The organism is Atribacter sp. (assembly GCF_035418125.1).
Taxonomy (GTDB): Bacteria; Atribacterota; Atribacteria; order Atribacterales; family Atribacteraceae; genus Atribacter; species Atribacter allofermentans.
In genome coordinates this window covers 1-3796 of record NZ_DAOLQM010000221.1, presented here as the reverse complement: position 1 = coordinate 3796, position 3796 = coordinate 1, and the positions used below count along the sequence as shown (strand labels likewise).

Genomic DNA, 3796 nt, shown 5'->3' with positions numbered 1-3796 from the left:
CGATCGTTGTTCCTTCGGGAGTCAATATTGAGATCGACGGTCTATCCGTTCGGGTGAAGGGTCCCAAGGGATTATTAGAGAGACAATTTCATCCACGCATGAAAATAGTTAAAGAGGTGAATGAGATTAAAGTGGTTCCACAAGGAGAGACGAAGCTTGATAAGTCTCTTCACGGACTAACTCGAACTCTGATTGCTAACATGGTTCATGGGGTTAGTGATGGTTTTGAAAAATCATTGGAACTGGTCGGAGTTGGCTATAAAGCTCAGAAAAAAGGAGACACTTTGGTTATGAACCTCGGATTCAGTCATCCGGTGGAGATTGTTCCTCCCAGCGGAATTTCGTTTGATGTTGAAGGACAAATAATCAAAGTGAAAGGCGCTAATAAGGAACAAGTTGGGCAGGTAGCAGCTGACATTCGAAAAATTAGAAAACCTGAACCCTATAAAGGAACAGGAATTAAGTATATTAATGAATTTGTCCGAAGAAAACAGGGGAAGACCACGGCGAAGTAAGGAGGACCGAACATGCCTTTGATAGATAAAAAACAAAAAAGAGTTTACCGACATAAACGAGTACGTTCAAAAGTGAAAGGAACCGCCGAACGTCCCCGACTCTGTATTTACCGGAGTTTAAGTCATATTTACGGTCAAATTATTGATGATGATAAGGGAGAAACCTTGGCGGCTTTTTCAACCCTTTCAGCACCGATGAAGACTGTCTCTGGAACCAAAACCGAGAAAGCTCGGGAAGTGGGTAAGGGGATTGCTCAAATTGCTCTTCAAAAGGGAATTAAGCAAGTGGTGTTTGACCGAGGTGGAAGTAAGTATCACGGTCGGGTTAGAGCTTTAGCTGAGGGTGCTCGAGAAGGCGGTCTTGAATTTTAATCCTTGGAGGTTGGACAATGCAGAAAGTGAAGCCAGAAGGGCTTGAGCTTCAAGAAAGATTAATATCAGTTAGTCGAGTGAGCAAGGTCGTAAAGGGAGGAAAGCGATTTGGTTTCAGGGCAATTGTGGCAGTGGGAAATGGTGACGGAGTAGTTGGCTTAGGAATTGGAAAAGCTAAAGAAGTACCAGATGCTGTCCGCAAAGCGGTTGAGAGGGCCAAAAAATCACTTTTTTCTTTCCCAAGACGAAAGACGACAATTACCCATGAAGTGCTGGGGAAATATGGAGCGGGTTCAGTGGTGATGAAACCAGCTTCGCCCGGAACCGGTGTGATTGCCGGAGGTCCAGTACGAGCCATTATGGAAGTTGCCGGTATTCGTGATATATTGACCAAGTCATTAGGAACCAACAATCCTGTTAACGTTGCCCACGCTACTTTGCAGGGATTAATGAGCCTCAAAGATCCTCGGGAAGTAGCACATTTGAGAGAAAAAAATTCCCAGGATTTTTTTGAAAGAGTATAGCGGAGTGATAGGTTTATGACTAAAAAATTACTGAAAATTACCCTAAAAAAAAGTGTGATTGGGAGATTAAAGTCACACCGACGAACTGTACAATCATTGGGACTCAGAAAAATAAATCATAGTGTCATTCATGATGATAACCCCTCTATTCGAGGCATGGTCAACAAGATTTCATATCTCTTAGAGGTTGAAAATATCGAAGGAGAGGAGACGGCTTCGGAATGAAAATTAATGACCTCAAACCACAGGATAGATCTTTCCATCGCAGTAAAAGAGTTGGACGAGGAGTTGGGTCAGGCCATGGGAAAAATGCTGGCCGGGGTGAAAATGGACAAAAATCCCGATCTGGAACCCATATCAGTGCGCATTTTGAAGGAGGGCAAATGCCCTTTGTTCGCCGGATACCAAAACGAGGGTTTCGTCCCTTAAATCGAGAAGAATACCAGATTGTTAATCTGTCGCAACTAAATCGTTTTGAACCGGGAACAGAAATTACTAAGGAGCTTCTTAAAGAAGCTGGTCTTATAGAAAGTACCTCTCTCAAATTAAAAATTCTTGCCAAGGGAGAACTGAATAAAGTTATAACTGTTCATTCAGATGCTTTTTCAAAAAAAGCCAAGTCCCTCATTGAAGAAAAGGGCGGAAAAGCCGAGGTGCTTTAAAAATGTGGGAATCGTTGCTCAAGCTTTTTAGAATACCAGATCTTAAAAAGAGAGTTATATTCACTCTCCTCATGCTGGTTATTTTTCGAGTTGGAGCTCATGTCCCAGTTCCGGGTATTGATCCCCAAGCACTGGCGAATGTTTTTTCTCGAGGTGGTTTATTGAGTTTTTTGGATATGTTTGCCGGAGGAGCGCTAAGCCGTTTTTCCATCTTGGCACTAGGTATCATGCCCTATATTAATGCATCGATTATTTTTCAGCTTTTAACCTCGGTAGTTCCTAAGCTGGAAGAACTTGCCAAGAGCGGCGAAGAGGGTCGTGATAAGATTGCTCAGTATACCCGATGGGGGACTATTCTTCTGGCAACAGTGCAAGGCTTTGGTATTACCGTTTGGTTGGAAAGTATGGGCGTGGTATTTACTCCGGGAATTCCTTATCGAATTACAGTTATTTTGACCCTCACCGCAGGAAGTATGTTTCTGATGTGGTTGGGAGAATTGGTATCAGACTATGGTATTGGCAATGGAATATCTTTAATTATATTTGCCGGTATTGTGGCTCGAATTATCCCACAAATGGTGAGTACTGTAGCATTAATTCGGGTTGGTGAAATCAATCCGATAATGTTTATTCTCAATTTGGTGTTTTGGGTTCTCATCATTGCCTTTGTTGTCTTGTTTCAGGAGGCTCAAAGAAGGATACCAGTTCAATATGCAAAAAGAGTAGTGGGACGAAGAATGTATGGTGGGCAGAGTACTCATATCCCCATTCGGATAATCCAGGGAGGAGTTATTCCCATTATTTTTGCATCTTCGATTCTTCTCTTCCCGGCGACTTTAGCTCAATTTTTCCAAGGTTCGGCTTTTATGAAATCAATCGCCGATGCTTTGACTCCAAATTCGCCATTATATTTGACGATTTATGCAGCGTTAATCATATTTTTTACTTTCTTTTATACAGCGGTTACTTTCAACCCGATGGAATTAGCTGATAACATGAAAAAGTATGGTGGTTTTATACCTGGTATCCGACCTGGTCGACCGACTGTAGAATACCTCGATCGATCATTATCGCGGATTACCTTATGGGGAGCTCTCTTTTTGATGGTTGTTGCCGTTCTGCCTGATTTGCTGGTAAGAGTTACTAATGTGACTACCCTGTATTTTGGTGGAACAGGAATTATCATCATGGTCGGAGTAGCTATTGAAACCGTGAGACAGTTAGAAGCACAGCTTCTTATGCGACATTACGAAGGATTTATTAAAAAATAATTTTAAGGGGGAATTATATAAATGTTTATGGTGCTCCTTGGACCACCAGGGGCTGGCAAGGGAACCCAAGCGAAAAAAATAGAAGAACAATATAATATACCACAAATTTCAACTGGCGATATCATTCGGTTAGCTATTCAAAGTAAATCGGAGTGGGGAAAAAAAGCCGAAGAATACGTTCGATCTGGTGAGTTAGTACCCGATGAAGTGGTCATTGGGATTATACGGGAAAGGCTCACCCAGAACACCTACCGTAATGGTTTTATGCTTGATGGTTTCCCTCGTAATCTTGAACAAGCTGAAGCCTTGAGCCAGCTTTTAAAAGAAATAGGGATTCAGCTTAACCTGGTTTTGTATTTTGATGTGGATCGCGAAGAAGTAATCGAACGGCTCTCGGCACGAAGGATCTGCGAGAAATGCCAAACTCCCTATAATATGGTTTCTAAGCCACC

The 3796-nt window shown here is 42.3% G+C and carries 7 protein-coding genes; all 7 read left to right on the top strand.

The features are described 5' to 3' along the window. The first annotated feature begins 2 nt into the window (after positions 1–2). Positions 3–515 carry a 50S ribosomal protein L6 gene (rplF, locus tag PLK24_RS09545; RefSeq protein WP_324478565.1) on the top strand — a complete coding sequence of 171 codons (513 nt, stop codon included), beginning with the start codon at positions 3–5 and terminating at the stop codon, positions 513–515. 12 nt (positions 516–527) lie between these two features. After that, positions 528–887 (top strand): 50S ribosomal protein L18, encoded by a 360-nt coding sequence (gene rplR / locus PLK24_RS09540; RefSeq protein WP_324478563.1) that lies wholly within the window; start codon positions 528–530, stop codon positions 885–887. A 17-nt stretch (positions 888–904) separates the two neighbouring features. Next, on the top strand, positions 905–1411 hold the full coding sequence (gene rpsE / locus PLK24_RS09535; protein ID WP_324478561.1) for a 30S ribosomal protein S5: 507 nt from the start codon (positions 905–907) through the stop codon (positions 1409–1411). A gap of 15 nt (positions 1412–1426) precedes the next feature. Further along, positions 1427–1636 (top strand): 50S ribosomal protein L30, encoded by a 210-nt coding sequence (rpmD, locus tag PLK24_RS09530; protein WP_324478559.1) that lies wholly within the window; start codon positions 1427–1429, stop codon positions 1634–1636. Then, positions 1633–2073, top strand: coding sequence for a 50S ribosomal protein L15 (gene rplO / locus PLK24_RS09525; RefSeq protein ID WP_324478557.1), 441 nt, complete (start codon positions 1633–1635; stop codon positions 2071–2073). The genes rpmD and rplO overlap by 4 nt, the downstream gene beginning before the upstream one ends. Before the next feature lie 2 nt (positions 2074–2075). Next, complete coding sequence (secY, locus tag PLK24_RS09520; RefSeq protein ID WP_324478554.1) at positions 2076–3344, top strand: preprotein translocase subunit SecY; 1269 nt, start codon at positions 2076–2078, stop codon at positions 3342–3344. Between the two features lie 21 nt (positions 3345–3365). Beyond that, a partial coding sequence (locus tag PLK24_RS09515; protein ID WP_324478552.1) for an adenylate kinase family protein occupies positions 3366–3796 on the top strand: 431 nt, incomplete at its 3' end.